This is a genomic window from bacterium, assembly GCA_035308905.1.
Classification (GTDB): domain Bacteria; phylum Sysuimicrobiota; class Sysuimicrobiia; order Sysuimicrobiales; family Segetimicrobiaceae; genus DASSJF01.
Genome location: DATGFS010000059.1, coordinates 22320 through 37548, shown reverse-complemented (window position 1 = coordinate 37548; position 15229 = coordinate 22320). Strand labels below are relative to the sequence as shown.

Genomic DNA, 15229 nt, shown 5'->3' with positions numbered 1-15229 from the left:
AGCGACGTTGCCGCCGCCGTGGCACTTATGGCGCCGCCGCCTGAGGCCGTGAAGGCGCCGGCCTACACGGCGGAAGAACTGGCGCGCTACGACGGCATCGTCCAGCGCTACGCCCGGCACGTCTACAACATCGCGTACCGGATGACCGGCAACCAAGCCGACGCCCGCGATCTGTCCCAGGAGGCGTTCCTCCGGGTCTACCGGGCGCTGCGGCGGGTCCAGCCGGGGGCGCCGCTCGAGAGCTGGCTGTATCGCATCGTCAGCAACCTGTATATCGATCTGCTGCGCCGGCGGCCGAAGGCGCGCGTCGAGTCCCTCGACGCGCCGATCGACACGCTGCGCGGCGAGTTAACCCGGGAGTTTCCGGACGTCGCGGCCAACCCGGAGGCCGTGTTCGAACGCGAGCACATCGACGGCGCGATCCAACAGGCCCTCGGTGTGCTCAGCCCGGATCTGCGGATGGTTGTGGTGCTGAGCGATATCGAAGGATTTGCCTACGAAGAGATCGCCGCGATTCTGCGCGTTCCGCTTGGAACCGTGAAATCGCGGCTCCACCGGGCCCGCCAGGTTCTCCAGGTACGGCTGCGTCCGTACGTCGAGGCGCGGCGCCGGGGGTGGCAGCCGTGAACCACCATCGCGCCGGCCGCCTGCTGTCGGCCTACGTGGATTCGGAGTTGACGGCCGCCGAGACCCGCGCGGTGCAGGAGCACCTGCTGGACTGCGCCGCCTGCCGCGATGCGTACGAGAACCTCCGCGTGGCGCGGGATCTGCTCGCCGGTCTGCCGCCGGCCGAGCCGCCGGCGGCGTTCTGGGCGGCCATTCGCCGGCCGATGATGCGTCCGGCGACGGCAGAAGGCGCATCCGGCGGATGGGCCGGGCGGATGCGCGCTGCGTGGGACTCCGTCGTCCGCCTCCCGTGGCCCGGCATCGCCGGCCGCCGGCCGGGCCTGGTCCTGGCCGGGGTGCTCGTCGCGCTCGCGCTCGCGGTGCTGCCCCTCGTGAAGGGCACGGTGGACAGGCTCCATGCGACCGAGATCGGCGTCGACCTGTACGTCCACGATCACGCGATGCAGATGGGCACCGCGCCGCTCGTGGATCGCGCGTACGTGGGCCTCGTCGCCGGCGACGCGGAACTGGTGCTCGCCGGGGAGACCCCGCGTCCCGTCGGAGACATAGTCCGGTGATGCGCGTCGCGGCCAAGGCGATGACGGCGGCGCTCGTGCTGCTGGTCGCGGGCGCCGCGATCGGGGCGCCGTTCGTCCCGCCCGCGCCGCCGACACAGGCGGCCGCGGTGCCGCCGACGCCGCGCGCCATCCTCAAGATGGCGCTCGAGGCGCCGCGGCTCATCGATTACGAAGGCACGAAGATCATCACGGCGCTCCGCAACGGCCGGATGGAGACGGTGACCGTCGCGGAGTCGCACAAGCGGCCGAACCTGCTGCGGCTCGAATACCTGTCGCCGGAGGACGTCGCGGGGCGGGTGATCGTCGACGACGGCACCACTGCCCGGCACTACGAGCCGGCCTTGAATATGCTCTTCGAGGACCACAGCATTCAAGATGGCGGCGCGGCGGCCGGCCTGACGCTGCTGACGCGCAACTACGACATCGTGCTGCTCGGCACCGACGAGGTCATCGGCCGGCAGGCCTACGTGCTGTCGCTCACACCGCACGGCACAGGCGTGCAGCGCCAGTTGTGGGTGGACCGGCTGACCGGGACGGTCCTGCGCGCGGAGGACCGGGACGCCTCGCGCGGCCTCGTTCTGACCACGTACTTTTCGCGCATCAGCTTCAGCCTGAATCTGCCGGAGGCGTACTTCCGCTACCGGCCTCCCGCCGGAACACGCGTCGTCTCGCTCCAGACCGTGGCGGGCGGCACGCAGAACCCCGCTCAACTGCAGCGGCAGGTGGGCTTCCCGGTGCTCGTCCCGCCGGCGCTGCCCGAGGGTTACACGTTCCGCGGCGGCGCGGTCAGCCGGTTCGGGAGCCTGGTCTCCGCCTATCTGCGCTACAGCGACGGCGGCAACATCATCTCGTTTTTCGAAGCGCCGGCCGGCTCGATCGGCTGGCCCACGACCGGACTGCCGGTGCGCGTCCAGTCGCAGCCCGGCCGGTTCATCGACCTCGGCTACTTCCGCGTGCTGATCTGGGAGCAGCGGGGACTGCGCATCACGGCCGTGGGCACCGCGCCGTCGGAGACGCTGATGCTCGTGGCCGGGCAGTTGATCGCCGGCCGCGAGCAGGTGCTGGTGGCGGACGTCTCCCGCCGCACGGAGGCGGATCCGGCGACCGTCCGCCGCCTGCGCAGCGAGGGCCTGACGTTCCCCGAGATCGCGAAGGCGTTCGCCATCTCTCACGCGCTCGGGACCGGCATCGATACCACCGTGCGCTTCGTGCACGGCAGCCTGTCCGTCACCGATCTCGCGACGCAGCTGAAGATGCGGCCCGACGCGCTCCGCGCGGCCGTCCGCCGCGCCGTGGACACCGCGTCGATGACGCCCGCGCTTCCGGCGTCCGCTCCATCCGGCCCACCGGCGGGTCTCCCCACACCCTAGCGATGTCTCACGCCGTCGCGTCCTGCCGGATTGCCGGCTGGGTGGTCACGGTCGCCGCCGTCTGCGCGCTTGCGGGCGGCGCGGCGCCGTCACTCGTCCGCGCGCCGGGTGCGCGGGCGGCCGCCGCGGGGCCCGCCCTACTGGCCCAGGGCTGGGCACGGATCACCGCCGGCGGCACGCTCGTGTCCGTCGTGCCGTCCGCCGGCCTCGTCTCGGTCGCGATCGGGAGTCCGGGCAGAGTGGACGTCTTCGAAGGCGGGACCGCGTGGCGAAGCCGCTCTCTCTCCGGCACGCACCTGGTTCGCCTGCTGCCCCAGACGGTCGTGGCGGACAGCGCGGCGCGGCCGATCCGGTGGGACGCGCTGCGCCGGGGCGACCGCGTCGCAGTCTGGGGCGTGATGAGTCCGGATGAGGCGATCATGGCGTTGTCTCTGGTCGTCGCGACAACCGCTCAGGCCGCGAGACCCACGGCGCCCGCGTCCGGCCCGGCGGGGGGGATGGCCGGCGTGGTGACGGCGCGATCGGGATCGACGCTGGATATCGTAACCGACACCGGGACGCGGCATGCCGTGCTGCTGACCGCGGCCACCCAGATGCGGGCCGACGGTCTCGTCGCCGCGTCGGCGTTGGCGCCGTTCGACCTCGTGCAGGTCGACGGCCCCGTCAACTCCGACGGCAGTGTCGTCGCCGCGCACGTGTCCGTCGAATTTCTCGCCTCGCAGGCGGCGCAGATTTCGGGACCGATCGAGGCGGTGCGCGGGGACGTCGGCGGCCTCATCGTCGGCGGCACGATGGTGTGCACCTCCGTTCAGACCTACTTCGTCAGCGGCGCGTCGCGGCTGTGGATCACGCAGCTTGCCGCGGGGCGTCCCGTGACCGTGTACGGCCTTCCGATCCTCGCCGGGAAGATCCCTGTCGGTCTCGCCGCCCGCGTCGTCGCCGTCCGCTAGCTTCGTCTCACCCGCCCGGTATACTGGAAGCGCGGCAATGACGGGCGCCGCCTCACCGGCGGCGAGAGGAGGGCGCGATGGCCAAGAAGGGCAAGGGCGTGGAGTACCGTGTGATCCGGATTGAGGATCGTGCCGAGTCGGCCGAAGGCGAGTTGAATCGAGCCGCCAAGGACGGTTTTAAGGTCGCCGGCACGACGGCGAAGGCGGTCATCATGGAGCGCAAGATCAAAGCCAAGGACGAGGACGATAAGGATAGAGACAAAGACGACAAGGACGATAGAGACGATCAAGACGACGAGGACGACTGACGGGCCGGAAGATGGACCTCGGCGCGCTGCAGGCTCAGATCGCCGCGACGTTCAGCGATAGGGATCGGACGCGCGGCATCGACGGGACCTTCCGGCGTCTCGTCGAGGAGATCGGGGAAGTTGCCAAGGACATTCGCAGTGGAGACCATGCCGCGCTTGCGTCCGAACTCTCCGACGTCCTCGCCTGGACCTTGAGCGTGGCGGTGCTGTGCGACGTGGATCTCGACCAGGCCGCCGCCCGTTATGCCGCCGGTTGTCCGCGATGCGAAGCCTCGCCGTGCCGCTGTCCGATGGACGCGGTCCCGCGGTAGCCGTCGCGACGTCGCTTAACCCGCAAACAGCGGCAGTTGGGCCGGCTCCGCCGGCGGCGCGAGGTGCCGGCGGGCCTGGATGCCGTGCTGTCTCTTGGATGCGTCCACGATCTCGCCGACGTCCGCCCGGTACGCGTCCGGCGCATACTTGCCGCGATACATGCGTAGATAGCGTGGAATAAGTGCCGGATACCGTTCTTTCAAGAACTGAAAGAACGCGTCGCGTGTCACTTCCCCGAGATGGAGCACGTTATGGCTCACGAAGTGGGCGCCGTGGTCGCGGGCGGCCTGCATGACCGCGTCGAGATTCGCCGGATCGTCGGTCAGGCCCGGCAGGATGGGCGCGAGGATCACCCCGGCACGGATGCCCGCGTCCGACAAACGCCGCACCGTTCGAAGCCGCTGTGCCGGGAGCGCCACGGTCGGCTCGATTTCGCGCGCCATGCGCGGGTCGGTTGTCACGATGCTCACGCACACCGTCACCGCGGCGCGGCGGGAGAGTTCGGTCAGCACGTCAAGATCCCGAAGGATCATGGGAGAACGCGTCACGATGCTGACCGGCGTGCGTGACTCACAGAGCGCCTCGAGAATGCGGCGAGTCACTTTGTACTTGCGCTCGATTGCCTGGTATGGATCCGTGGCCGTCCCCAGCGCGACTTCGTCACGTTTCCACGTACGCCGCCGCAGTTCGGTGCGCAGCACGTCCGGAGCGTTGGCCTTCACGAAGATCTTGGAGGACCATTCCTGCACGCCGTCCTCTTCGAGAAACCAGTGGGTCCGCCGGGCGTAGCAATTGTGGCTGACGATGCCGTTGGCAATGAAGTCTCCCGTGCCGGTACTAATGTCGTGGAGCCGGCGAACGCCGACCGGCTCAATCGAGACGATGGCGAGGCGCTTATTCTTCACCGCGCGGCCGGTGAAATTGCGCTTCCTTGTAATGACAGGGTCGAAGGAGTGGAAAAAACGTAGGTGCTCGCGGAGACCCCCAAGCAGCCGAACACAGGTGATCGGTTTCACTTGATTCGGAGTCCGGTGCTCGACCGCAAAGGCAAAACGAAACCGCTGCAGGCAATGAACGATGCAGTCGATGATTCTCGGGTCGGTGTTTGAAATACGCAAGATACCTTGAGACCAGCTACCTTCGGCGTCGAAGATCCCGGCCAGGAATCCTTGGCACCACTCTGGAGATGGCTCGGCGGGCCACACGATGATTCTCTGTACAGCCTCCACGTCGCGGCGTGCATGGGTGCGAATCGCGTTCGCGGCTCGCCAGGCTCCGCTGGCCTGCTGGAAGCTGAAGACTTGTGTGGGCACCGCGAAATGCGTCAGGTACTCGCGCGATCGGCTGAGGGCCTCGCCATCCGTCAGCGCAAGCCGGAATTGCCATTGATTGCCGTGAGCCCGCCCGGGCCGATCATACTGGTAGAATGCGAGCAACCCGTCGCCTCGTATCATGCCGCACAGGTAGCCACGTTCGTAGTCGTCGTTCTTAGTTGGAGGCGGGGCGAAGGCGCCGGTTCCGATCAGTGTGTTGTTCAAAGTTAGGTGTGGACGTCTCATGGCGCCGTGTTCAGTGCCGGTCACGAACTTCCAGCCCCTGTCGCTCAGGAAACGATGATCGCCGCTGGCAACGAGCGCTGTTCCGTCTTCGAGGATGACCCGAAAGGCCGGCTTCTCGGTGTTCCAACACGCCAATACGGGTGTCGCGGTGTAGTAACGGTACCGCGAACGTCGGACCGTCCCGATGACTTCATCGCCTGCACGGAGTATCTCGAGTGGTCTCGTCGTGCCATCTGCCATCAGAATCGGCGTGTCTCCCGCTTGGCAGAAGACGCACCCGTGGGAACAGCCCCGGTAGGGATTGATCGACCATCGGAAGGGCATTCCTTTGACGGGGTTCAGCACCGACTTGACCGTGATCTCGGAGATCTGGCGCTCAGGCAGCATGGTGAACTCATGATAGCGAACATATGTTCGTAGTCAATACCGAACAACCGGAAGGCTCACAGTTGGGCGGGTGAGACTATCCGGTTAGGCGGTGCCGCCGGCGACCGGTGCGAACAGCAGAATCATCTCCCGGACCAGGGACGCCGCGAGAACGGCGGTGCGCCCGCTCGGATCACAGGGCGGGGCGACTTCAACCACGTCCATCCCGACGACGCGGTGCGACGCGAGGCTTCGCAGCGCGTCGAGCAGCTCGCGGTAGTGCGCGCCCATCGGTTCCGGGTTCCCGGTGCCCGGCGCCTCGGCCGGATCCAGCACGTCGATGTCGACCGTGAGGTAGAGGGGCCGGCCGGCGAGCCGATCGAGGACCTCTCGCGGCACCGCCACATCCCGATCGCAGGCGAGACAGCGCGCGCGGGCCAGCTCGAACTCATCGCGCGTGCCGGCGCGGATGCCGAACTGCGCGACCGGCACGCCGCCGTCGAGCAACCGGCGCATGACGGTGGCGTGCGCGACCCGGCGGCCCTCGTATTCGTCCCGCAGATCGGTGTGGGCGTCCCACTGGATCACGGCGAGATCGGGGTGCCGCGGCGTCAGCGCCTGCACCGCGCCGAGCGTCACCGTGTGCTCGCCGCCGAGCACGAACGGCACGCAGGGCGGCAGCTGCCGGCGAACCGCCCGCACCATCGCCTCCGGCTCGAGGCCGTCGACGGCGAGGTTGCCACCGTCGACGAAGGACACGCCGGCGAGATCCCGATCGAGGACCGGGCTGTACGTCTCGATACTGTCGGAGGCCCAGCGGATGCCGTCGGGTCCGAAGCGGCTGCCGCGCCGGAACGAGGCGGTCGCGTCATAGGGGATGCCGTAGAGCGCGAGGCCGCCGGGCGGCACCGCGCCCGGCGGCCTCGCGCCGAGAAAGCTCACCGGCCGGCGCTCACGTGTCCGACTCTGTCGCCTCCCGCAAGAACGGCGGCGCGTCGAACGCGGCCCGGTGCACCACCGGCGTGTAGTAGCGCAGCCTGAACCCCTCGGTGCGTTTCGCGATCGTCTCCGCCGTAACCGCGAGGGGGTCCGGTCCCAGCGAACCGACCGTGAACGACCACAGCGTGCCCGGATACTCGACCACCGCCGCGACGTAGGTTCGGACCACGGGGAAGAACGGGCGCAGCGTGCGGCGGACCGAGCGAATCAGATCGCCCTGATAGATCGCCGAACCGGACTGGACGACCAGCAGCCCGCCGGGGGTGAGCCGGCGCCGGATCGTTCCATAGAACTCCGGGGCGAACAGGCCGACCGCGGGGCCCTGCGGATCGGTCGAGTCCACCATCACCACGTCGAAGCGCTCCGAGGTCTCGCCGGCGTAGGCGATGCCGTCGCCGATCACGAGGTTCGCGCGGGAGTCCTCGAAGGCGCGCCCCGCCACGCCGCTGAGGTATTCGCGGCTCGTCCGCACGACGGCCTCGTCGATCTCCACCAGCGTCGCCGCTTCGAGCGGATGCTTGAGCGCCTCTTCCAGGGCGCCGCCGTCCCCCCCGCCGATGATGAGCACCCGCTTCGGGGCCGGATGGGTGCAGAGCGCGGGATGCGCGAGCATCTCGTGGTAGACGAACTCCTCGCGCTCGGTCGTCTGCACCGCGCCGTCGAGCACCAGCATTCGGCCGAAGATCGCGCTGTCGTAGATCTCGAGATGCTGGTACGGGGTCTGCTCGGTGTGGACGAGCCGCGTGACGCGAAACGCGGACGTAATATCGGGGCTGCCCTGGTCCACGAGCCAGGCGCCCTTCATCGAGCGCGCCCTCCCGGACCCTTGGGCGGCGTTTCGCGCCCGGGCGCGTCGTTGGCCGACGCCGTAGGCCCAGGCGCCCGCTCGAGGCCGGCGGCTTCCGGCCAGAAGAGGGCGACCGCGACGGCGGAGCCCGCCCGCTCGACCCGGTGTTCCGCGGCGACGACGAACACTTCATCCAGCGCGAGGCCGCGCATCGCGAAGCCTTCCACGACCATCTGCTTCGCCTTCGCTTCGGCCTGCTCGCGGCTCTCATGGCCGGCATACTCCATGATCACCCCGTGATGCTCGCGCGACAATCCCACCCCGAGCGCGGCGGTGATGACGTCGCCGGGCCTCGTGCTGGCGATCCGCGCGAAGACGGCCGGCATCAGGATGCCGGCCGGGTAGATCGGCAGCTCGATGATGCGTGCGCCCGGCGGCACGATGCTCGTGACCCGAAGGAAGTTGAGATCGGCGACGCCGGCATCGCGGAGGGCCCGATCAAACGCGTTCAGCTCGCTGCCGCCCTCGCCGTGGCCGGCGACGAGCGACAGCGCTTTGGGCGGCTGCCACATGTCCTTCCATATTCCAACCCGAACGAGTACGCTCCTTCGGTAGAGAGGCGCGAACGGGAACACCCCGTGGGACCTGTGCGCTCTAGATCGGGGTATAGTACAGTGAACGTACGACGTTCGAAGGGGGCGGGGAGAGGGGTATGCCTGGACGTACGCTGGTGGCCGCGGCGCTTGTGATGTTGTTCGGCGCGGGGGGGCTCACGCCCGTCCTCGCGCAGGGGACGCCGCCCGTCGCCGCGCCCCCGGCATCTGCTCCGGCGGCGCCGGCCGCCGTTCCCGAGGCGGTTCGGGCCGCCGACCGGTTCGGCGTCGACCTGGCGTGGCCCGCCAACCCCATCGGTGCGCGGCTGCAGCCGTCGACGGTTTCCACCGTCGGCGCCGGGTGGGTCCATCTGACCGTGGACTGGGACGCCCTCGAGCCGGCGCGCGGAAAATTCGCCTGGAACCTGCTCGACGATGCCGTGGAGCGGGCGGCGGGCGAGCGCATTCTCGTGACCATTCAACGCACCCCGAAGTGGGCGGCGCTCACGCCCGACGCGGCCGCACCGGTGTGGAGCCACGAGCCGCCCAAGTCGATCGCCGATTGGTCCGCGTTCGTCAAAGCGATCGGCGGCCGGTATCGAGGCAAGGTGGCCGCCTGGCAGGTCGAGCCCCCGATCGAGTTTGCGACGTTCCGCGGCACGACCCGCGACTATCTCGACATGCTGCACGCGGCCCGCGCGGAGATCCGTCAGGTGGACCGGAATGCGCTCGTGGTGGCCTCGACGTCGGTCGGCCTCGATCTGCCGTTCATGAAGCTGCTCTTCGGCCGGGCCGGCGACGATTTCGATGCGGTGGTCGTGCATCCGCGCGGACGCACCGCCGCCGAGCTGCTCGAGGCGCTCGGGACGCTGCGGAACCGCAAGATCGCCGACGCGCGCCACGAGATCTGGCTCAGCGCCCGGACCGACTGGCCGCAGCCGGTGCAGCTCGCCGCGACCGCCCTGGCGATGGGGGTCACCCGCGAGTTTTGGCAGGCCCTGACGCCCCAGATCGTGACGGTGCTGCATGCCGTCGGCGATGCGTCGTTCGTCGGACCGCTTGATCGTGGGCCGGGCGTGTACGCGTTCGTCTTTTCGGGCAGTCAAACGCGAACCGCCGTGCTGTGGACGGACGGCCCGGCGCGCACGGTCCCGCTCGCCACCACCGGGGCCGCCGTCGTGACCGGCGCGGATGGACAGCGGGTCCAATCCGCCGAGGCCGGGATGGTGCAGGTCGGTCCCGAGCCGGTCTTTGTCACCACCCCCGCCGCGTCCGTGCTCGATGAGGCGGCCAAGGGCCTCGCCGCGGCGCCGGTCCGCGTGCCCCGGGACCCGTCGCGGGACTTCACGAACGCCGGCAGCGTCTCCGCGACGCTCGGGACCGCGAACGTGGAGCGGGGATTGTACAACCAGCGGCTGCGCACGCTGCCGTCCGGCGGCGTGCTGCCGGTCACGGTCGACGGCGTCGACGCGGTGCGCACGGACCAAATGAAGGACGCGGTCTACGTGTACTTCACGATCGACGATTCGTACGCGTACTTTGTGGACGGCCGCTACGATTACGTCATCACCGTCGAGGCCCACCGCGCGGGCGGTCCGCAGCGCGTGGGGTTCAATATCATGTACGATTCCATGTCCGGCTACCGCTTCTCGCCGTGGCAGTGGGTGGACGAGGGCGACGGCTGGGCGAAGTACACGATCCGGATTTCCGATGCCTCGTTCAGCAAGACGTGGGGCTGGGACTTCGCCGTCAACGGCGCCGCGGACAAGAAAGAGAACCTGGTCGTCCGCAGCGTGACGGTGACGCGCATTCCCTCCGGGCAGGCCGCGCAGTAAGCGATTTGCTCCTCCCGCACACCGTCATGTATAATGGCGCCATCGTTGACGCTCGTAGTGGCGTACGCCGCTGGCTCGCAGACGCGCTGGGGGTGGACCGGTGACCGAAGTTCGAATCGGCAAGGACGAGACGCTTGACAGCGCGCTCCGGCGATTCAAGCGCCAGGTGAAGCGATCCGGCATCCTCACCGACGCGAAGCGGCACGAGCACTACGAGAAGCCCAGCCAGAAGCGCCGCCGGCGCGCCGCCCGGCGCAACAAGCGCCACTAAGGGCCCGCTCCGCTCCCACGCCGCGGCGCCACCCGGGCCAAGAATTCGGGCCGTTCAACGAATTCTTGGGGGCGCCCGTCTCGCGCGACCGCCGGCGCACCAGCCGCCGGCCGCCCTGCACCTCACGCGGGCCGCGCGACGTGGGCGTCCTGGGAGGAGTATGGCCCGAGAATCGCACCGCAAAACGAAGCGCGCCCGCAGCGCGGGCGGGGTCGTATTTTTCCGGCCGGCGGACGGCGGCGATGTCCGCATCCTGCTCCTCCAGCACGAGACCGGCAAGTGGATGCTGCCCAAAGGGACGATCGAGCGCGGCGAGACGCCGGACGGCGTCGCGCTGCGCGAGGTGGCGGAGGAGACGGGACTGCGCAACGTTCGCATCGTGGCCGACCTCGGCGAAGAGCACTACATGTTCTTTTGGAAGGCCGAGGACACGTACTACGACAAGACCGTCCACTACTATCTCATGGAATTCCTGGGCGGCGAGGAACCGAACCCCCAGCGAGAGGAGGGCTTCGTCCGCTGCGAGTGGGTGACCATTCCCGAGGCCCTCGACCGGATCAAGTACAAGGAAACGCGCCAGGTCGTCCAGCGGGCCCGCGTCGCGCTGGACCAGGGCGCCGGGGCGCCGTCCCGCCCGGCGTGACCGTCTGATGCCGGATCTGCCTGAAACCGCGCCGTCCGCGGCCGTATCCCACGGCCTTCCGGCCGGCGAGGCCCGCGACCGTCTGATCGGCGAAACTCTCGAGCGCTACCGGCGGTACCTGAATCCCGGCCTCGCCCGGTTGTACCGGTTTGGCGGGACCGAGACCGTGGAGTGGGAGGCGGAGGGCTGCTTCGTCTGGGACGCACACGGCCGGGCCTACATCGACTGCGCCTGCGGCCCCGCGATCTTCAACATCGGCCACCGTCATCCGCGCGTGCTCGCCGCCGTGCGCGAGCAGTTGGACCGGATTCCGATGTCCGTGCGGACGATGCCGAGCGCGCCGCAGGCGGAGCTCGCGGAACGTCTCGGCCTTCTCACGCCGGGCGACCTGCAGTACTCGTTCTTCTGCAACAGCGGCGCGGAGGCCGTCGAAGGCGCCCTGAAGCTCGCCCGCCTCGCGACCGGGAGGCCCGGCTTCGTCGCGATGCGCGACGCGTTCCACGGGAAGACCTTCGGGGCGTTGTCCGCGACCGGCCGGGAGCACTACCGCCGGCCGTTCGAGCCGCTCGTGCCGGGATTCACGCACGTGCCGTTTGGCGACGTCGAGGCGATCGAGCGCGCCGTCGGGCCGCAGACGGCGGCCGTGATCCTCGAGCCGATCCAGGGCGAGGCCGGGGTGATCGTCCCGCCGGTCGGCTACCTCCGGGCGGTGCGGGAGCTGTGCGACCGACGCGGGGTGCTGCTGATCGCCGACGAGATCCAGACGGGGCTCGGCCGGACCGGCCGGCTCTTCTACGTCGAGCACGAGGGCGTGACGCCGGACATCATGACCGTCGCGAAGGCGCTCGGCGGCGGGGTCATCCCCATCGGGGCGTTCATCGCGCGCCCGCGGCTGTGGGAGGAGTTCCGGCGCGATCCGTATCTGCACTCGTCGACGTTCGGCGGCAATCCGCTCGCGTGCCGGGCGGCGATCGCGACGCTCGACGTGCTGGTGGAAGAGCGCCTCGCCGACCGCGCGGACGGGCTCGGGGCGCGGTTCATGGACCGCCTGCGCGGGGTGCAGGGGCGCCATCCCGCGATCGTGCGCGCCGTGCGCGGCCGCGGGCTCATGATCGGGGTCGAGTTCACGCACAGCGACTACGCGCTGCTGGTCTCCGCGGAGGCCGGGCACCGCGGCGTGATCACCTTCTACACGCTCAACAAACCCGAGGTGATCCGGATCGAACCGCCGCTCGTCATCACCGCGGACCTGATCGATCGGGCTGTGGACGGGATCGAGGGGGCGGTGGCCGAGGCCGAGCGCCTGCTCGCCCCCCAAGGGGGCTTGCCGGCGGAAGGCGCCGGCGGCGCCGGGACCGCCGATCCGGCGGACGGAACGCTGTGACCGGGGCCGAGATCCGCGAAGCGTTTCTCCGCTACTTCGAGGAGCGCGGCCACACGCGGGTGCCGAGCGCCTCGCTCGTCCCGGCCGGCGACCCGACGCTGCTCTTTGTCAACGCCGGCATGGTCCCGTTCAAGGACGTGTTCCTCAGCCTCGAGACCCGACCGTACCGCCGCGCCACCTCCGTGCAGAAATGCATGCGCGTCAGCGGCAAACACAACGACCTCGAGAACGTGGGGCCCTCGCCGCGGCACCACACGTTTTTCGAGATGCTCGGCAACTTCAGCTTCGGCGATTACTTCAAGCGCGAGGCGATCCGGTTCGCCTGGGAGTTTGTGACCGGCCCGCTGGCGCTGCCGCCCGAGCGGTTCGTGCTCACCGTGCTGGCGGACGACGACGACGCGGCGGCGGCGTGGGCCGAACTCGGGGTGCCGTCCGAGCGCGTCCTGCGGATGGGGGAGAAGACGAACTTCTGGATGATGGGCGACGTCGGGCCGTGCGGTCCCACAAGCGAGCTGCACTACGACCTGGGCCCCGCGGCGTGCACGTGCGGCCGTCCGGACTGCAGCGTCCGTCTCGACAACGACTGCGGCCGCTGGGTGGAGAGCTGGAACCTCGTCTTCATGCAGTTCAATCAGGCGCCCGACGGCACGCGGACGCCGCTGCCGCGGCCGGGCGTCGACACCGGAATGGGACTCGAGCGGATCGCGTCGGTGATCCAGCGGGCGCCGACCAACTACGATACGGACATCTTTCTGCCCATCCTCGACCGCATTCAGAATATCCTCGGACACAGTCCGGAACAGCGCGCCGCGCATACGGTCCCGTACCGGGTCCTCGCCGACCACGGCCGGGCGATGACGTTCCTCACCGCGGACGGGGTTGTCCCCGGGAACGAGGGCCGGGCGTACGTGCTCCGCATGATCATCCGGCGCGCAGTGCGCTTCGCGCGCCAGGCCGGGGCCGCGAAACCGGTGCTGGGTGATCTCGCGGATGCCGTGACCGCGGCGATGGGATCGGCCTATCCCGAGCTCGTCGCGCAGCGGGCGTTCGTGCAGAACGTACTCGGCGCGGAGGAGCGCCGGTTCGATCAGACGCTGGGGGCGGGGCTCGGCCGGCTGGACGACCTGATCGCGGAGGTCAAACGGTCGGGGCGGCCGGTCATTCCGGGCGCCGATGTGTTCCGTCTGTACGACACCTACGGCTTTCCCCCGGATCTGACCCGCGACGTCGCCCGGGAGCACGGTCTCGAGATCGACGAGCCGGGATTCGCCGAGGAGATGGCCCGGCAGAAGGAGCGGTCGCGCAGCACCGGACGCGACTACTTCGAGGCCGGGCCGGACCGCGCGCAGTACAGCGGGCTGCGGGACGCCGCCGGCGCGACGGTGTTCGTGGGGTACGACACCCTCGAGGCGGAGGGCCGCGTGGCGGCGCTGCTCGTCGACGGCCGGCGTGTCGTGGAGGCGCCGCGGGGCGCGGCGGTCGAGGTCGTCTGTGACCGGACGCCGTTCTACGCGCAGTCCGGAGGGCAGGTGGGGGACACCGGCACGATCACGGCCGCGGCGGGTGTGGTCGAGGTAGAAGACACGCAGCGGCCGGCGGTCGATCTGATCGTGCACCGCGGACGGGTCCGGACCGGCGTACTGCGCGAGGGCGATCGCGTCCGCCTGGCGGTCGACGCGCCGCGCCGGCAGGACATCACGCGCAACCACACCGCGACGCACCTGCTGCACGCTGCGCTGCGCGAGGTGCTCGGCGAGCACGCGCGGCAGGCCGGATCGCTCGTTGCGCCCGACCGGCTGCGCTTCGACTTCGCGCACGTGCGGCCGCTCACGGCCGACGAGCGCGCGAAGATCGAGGCGCGCGTCAACGAGCAGATTCTCGCCGCGCTGCCGGTGACTACCGAGACGAAGCCGTACCGGGAGGCGGTCGCCTCGGGCGCCACGGCGCTCTTCGGCGAGAAGTACGGGGAGGAAGTTCGCGTCGTGAGCGTCGACGGCTACAGCCGCGAGTTGTGCGGCGGCACCCACGTCCGGACGACGGGAGAGATCGGGTTGTTCCTGATCACCGCGGAAGGCTCGGTCGGCGCCGGGATCCGGCGCGTCGAGGCGGTGACGGGCCGCGCGGCGGTCGCCCGCGCCCGCGCGACCGATGCCGCGCTCCGGCAGGCGGCGGAGGTGATGCGCGTGCCGCCGGACGAGGTGCCGGCCCGCGTGCGGGCGCTCGCGGAGCGGGTGCAGAGTCTCGAGCGGCAGGGGCCGAAGACCGCGGCCGGCCCCGATCTCGAGGCAATTCTCGAGAACGCAACCGAGGTGGACGGGATCACGGTCGTCGGCATCGCCGTCCCCGACGCGGACCCGCAGGCGCTGCGCGCGCTTGGTGACCGCGTGCGCGGCCGGTTGGACTCCGGCGTCCTCGTCGCGGCCTCGACCGGCAACGGCCGGATGGAGGTCATCGTAATGGCGACGCCCGCGGCGGTCGCGCGCGGGGCCGAGGCGCGGCGCGTGATGCAGGTGTTGAACCGCCGGCTCGGCACGCGGGGCGGCGGGCGTCCCGAGCTCGCGCAGGGCGGCGGGGGGGATCCGGCGCTCCTCGCGTCCGTGCTCGCCGATCTCGGCGCGGTCGTCCGGGAGGCGCTCGCGGGCCGCGCCGCCGGCCGGGACTGACGGGC

At 70.0% G+C, this 15229-nt stretch carries 15 protein-coding genes; 11 read left to right on the top strand and 4 right to left on the bottom strand.

Annotated features, from left to right (window positions below):
• The first annotated feature begins 27 nt into the window (after positions 1-27).
• The 6 genes from VKT83_16680 to VKT83_16655 all read left to right on the top strand — a co-directional run bounded on the left by VKT83_16680 (position 28) and on the right by VKT83_16655 (position 4123).
• Positions 28-627 (top strand): sigma-70 family RNA polymerase sigma factor, encoded by a 600-nt coding sequence (locus VKT83_16680; protein HLY24103.1) that lies wholly within the window; start codon positions 28-30, stop codon positions 625-627.
• Positions 624-1184 (top strand): zf-HC2 domain-containing protein, encoded by a 561-nt coding sequence (locus tag VKT83_16675; protein HLY24102.1) that lies wholly within the window; start codon positions 624-626, stop codon positions 1182-1184. Before VKT83_16680 ends, VKT83_16675 begins: the two co-directional genes overlap by 4 nt.
• Positions 1184-2554: a sigma-E factor regulatory protein RseB domain-containing protein gene (locus VKT83_16670; protein HLY24101.1), complete on the top strand. Its 1371-nt coding sequence runs from the start codon at positions 1184-1186 to the stop codon at positions 2552-2554. Before VKT83_16675 ends, VKT83_16670 begins: the two co-directional genes overlap by 1 nt.
• 41 nt (positions 2555-2595) lie before the next feature.
• Entirely contained in the window at positions 2596-3504 is a 909-nt protein-coding gene (locus VKT83_16665) for a DUF5666 domain-containing protein (protein HLY24100.1), read from the top strand.
• Positions 3505-3581: 77 nt separating this feature from the next.
• Entirely contained in the window at positions 3582-3812 is a 231-nt protein-coding gene (locus VKT83_16660) for a hypothetical protein (protein HLY24099.1), read from the top strand.
• 11 nt (positions 3813-3823) lie between these two features.
• A complete protein-coding gene (locus VKT83_16655; GenBank protein ID HLY24098.1) occupies positions 3824-4123 on the top strand; it encodes a MazG nucleotide pyrophosphohydrolase domain-containing protein in 300 nt (99 codons plus the stop codon).
• A gap of 15 nt (positions 4124-4138) precedes the next feature.
• Here VKT83_16655 and VKT83_16650 read toward each other — a convergent pair whose 3' ends face one another.
• The 4 genes from VKT83_16650 to VKT83_16635 form a co-directional block, all read right to left on the bottom strand.
• The gene (locus VKT83_16650; protein ID HLY24097.1) at positions 4139-6070 is read right to left on the bottom strand and encodes a radical SAM protein; all 1932 of its coding nucleotides are present in this window, start codon (positions 6068-6070) and stop codon (positions 4139-4141) included.
• Between the two features lie 84 nt (positions 6071-6154).
• Positions 6155-6991 (bottom strand): agmatinase, encoded by an 837-nt coding sequence (speB, locus tag VKT83_16645; protein HLY24096.1) that lies wholly within the window; start codon positions 6989-6991, stop codon positions 6155-6157.
• Between the two features lie 10 nt (positions 6992-7001).
• Positions 7002-7853 (bottom strand): polyamine aminopropyltransferase, encoded by an 852-nt coding sequence (gene speE / locus VKT83_16640; GenBank protein HLY24095.1) that lies wholly within the window; start codon positions 7851-7853, stop codon positions 7002-7004.
• Positions 7850-8407, bottom strand: a complete 558-nt coding sequence (locus tag VKT83_16635; GenBank protein HLY24094.1) for an arginine decarboxylase, pyruvoyl-dependent — start codon at positions 8405-8407, stop codon at positions 7850-7852. Before VKT83_16635 ends, speE begins: the two co-directional genes overlap by 4 nt.
• Positions 8408-8547: 140 nt before the next feature.
• On the opposite strand from VKT83_16635, the gene VKT83_16630 reads away from it, so the two are divergent.
• The 5 genes from VKT83_16630 (at position 8548) to alaS (ending at position 15224) form a co-directional block, all read left to right on the top strand.
• On the top strand, positions 8548-10263 hold the full coding sequence (locus VKT83_16630) for a hypothetical protein (protein ID HLY24093.1): 1716 nt from the start codon (positions 8548-8550) through the stop codon (positions 10261-10263).
• A gap of 100 nt (positions 10264-10363) precedes the next feature.
• A complete protein-coding gene (rpsU, locus tag VKT83_16625) occupies positions 10364-10534 on the top strand; it encodes a 30S ribosomal protein S21 (protein HLY24092.1) in 171 nt (56 codons plus the stop codon).
• Positions 10535-10694: 160 nt separating this feature from the next.
• Positions 10695-11177 carry an NUDIX domain-containing protein gene (locus tag VKT83_16620; GenBank protein ID HLY24091.1) on the top strand — a complete coding sequence of 161 codons (483 nt, stop codon included), beginning with the start codon at positions 10695-10697 and terminating at the stop codon, positions 11175-11177.
• A gap of 7 nt (positions 11178-11184) precedes the next feature.
• A complete protein-coding gene (locus VKT83_16615) occupies positions 11185-12561 on the top strand; it encodes an aspartate aminotransferase family protein (GenBank protein ID HLY24090.1) in 1377 nt (458 codons plus the stop codon).
• Positions 12558-15224: an alanine--tRNA ligase gene (gene alaS, locus VKT83_16610; GenBank protein HLY24089.1), complete on the top strand. Its 2667-nt coding sequence runs from the start codon at positions 12558-12560 to the stop codon at positions 15222-15224. Before VKT83_16615 ends, alaS begins: the two co-directional genes overlap by 4 nt.
• Positions 15225-15229 lie beyond the last annotated feature (5 nt).

Coding starts and splice junctions, on each gene's coding strand:
- VKT83_16680 (HLY24103.1), top strand. CDS start 28: ATGGCGCCGCCGCCTGAGGCCGTGAAGGCGCCGGCCTACACGGCGGAA.
- VKT83_16655 (HLY24098.1), top strand. CDS start 3,824: ATGGACCTCGGCGCGCTGCAGGCTCAGATCGCCGCGACGTTCAGCGAT.
- VKT83_16620 (HLY24091.1), top strand. CDS start 10,695: ATGGCCCGAGAATCGCACCGCAAAACGAAGCGCGCCCGCAGCGCGGGC.
- VKT83_16670 (HLY24101.1), top strand. CDS start 1,184: ATGCGCGTCGCGGCCAAGGCGATGACGGCGGCGCTCGTGCTGCTGGTC.
- VKT83_16630 (HLY24093.1), top strand. CDS start 8,548: ATGCCTGGACGTACGCTGGTGGCCGCGGCGCTTGTGATGTTGTTCGGC.
- speE (HLY24095.1), bottom strand. CDS start 7,853: ATGAAGGGCGCCTGGCTCGTGGACCAGGGCAGCCCCGATATTACGTCC.
- VKT83_16615 (HLY24090.1), top strand. CDS start 11,185: ATGCCGGATCTGCCTGAAACCGCGCCGTCCGCGGCCGTATCCCACGGC.
- VKT83_16660 (HLY24099.1), top strand. CDS start 3,582: ATGGCCAAGAAGGGCAAGGGCGTGGAGTACCGTGTGATCCGGATTGAG.
- VKT83_16635 (HLY24094.1), bottom strand. CDS start 8,407: ATGTGGCAGCCGCCCAAAGCGCTGTCGCTCGTCGCCGGCCACGGCGAG.
- VKT83_16650 (HLY24097.1), bottom strand. CDS start 6,070: ATGCTGCCTGAGCGCCAGATCTCCGAGATCACGGTCAAGTCGGTGCTG.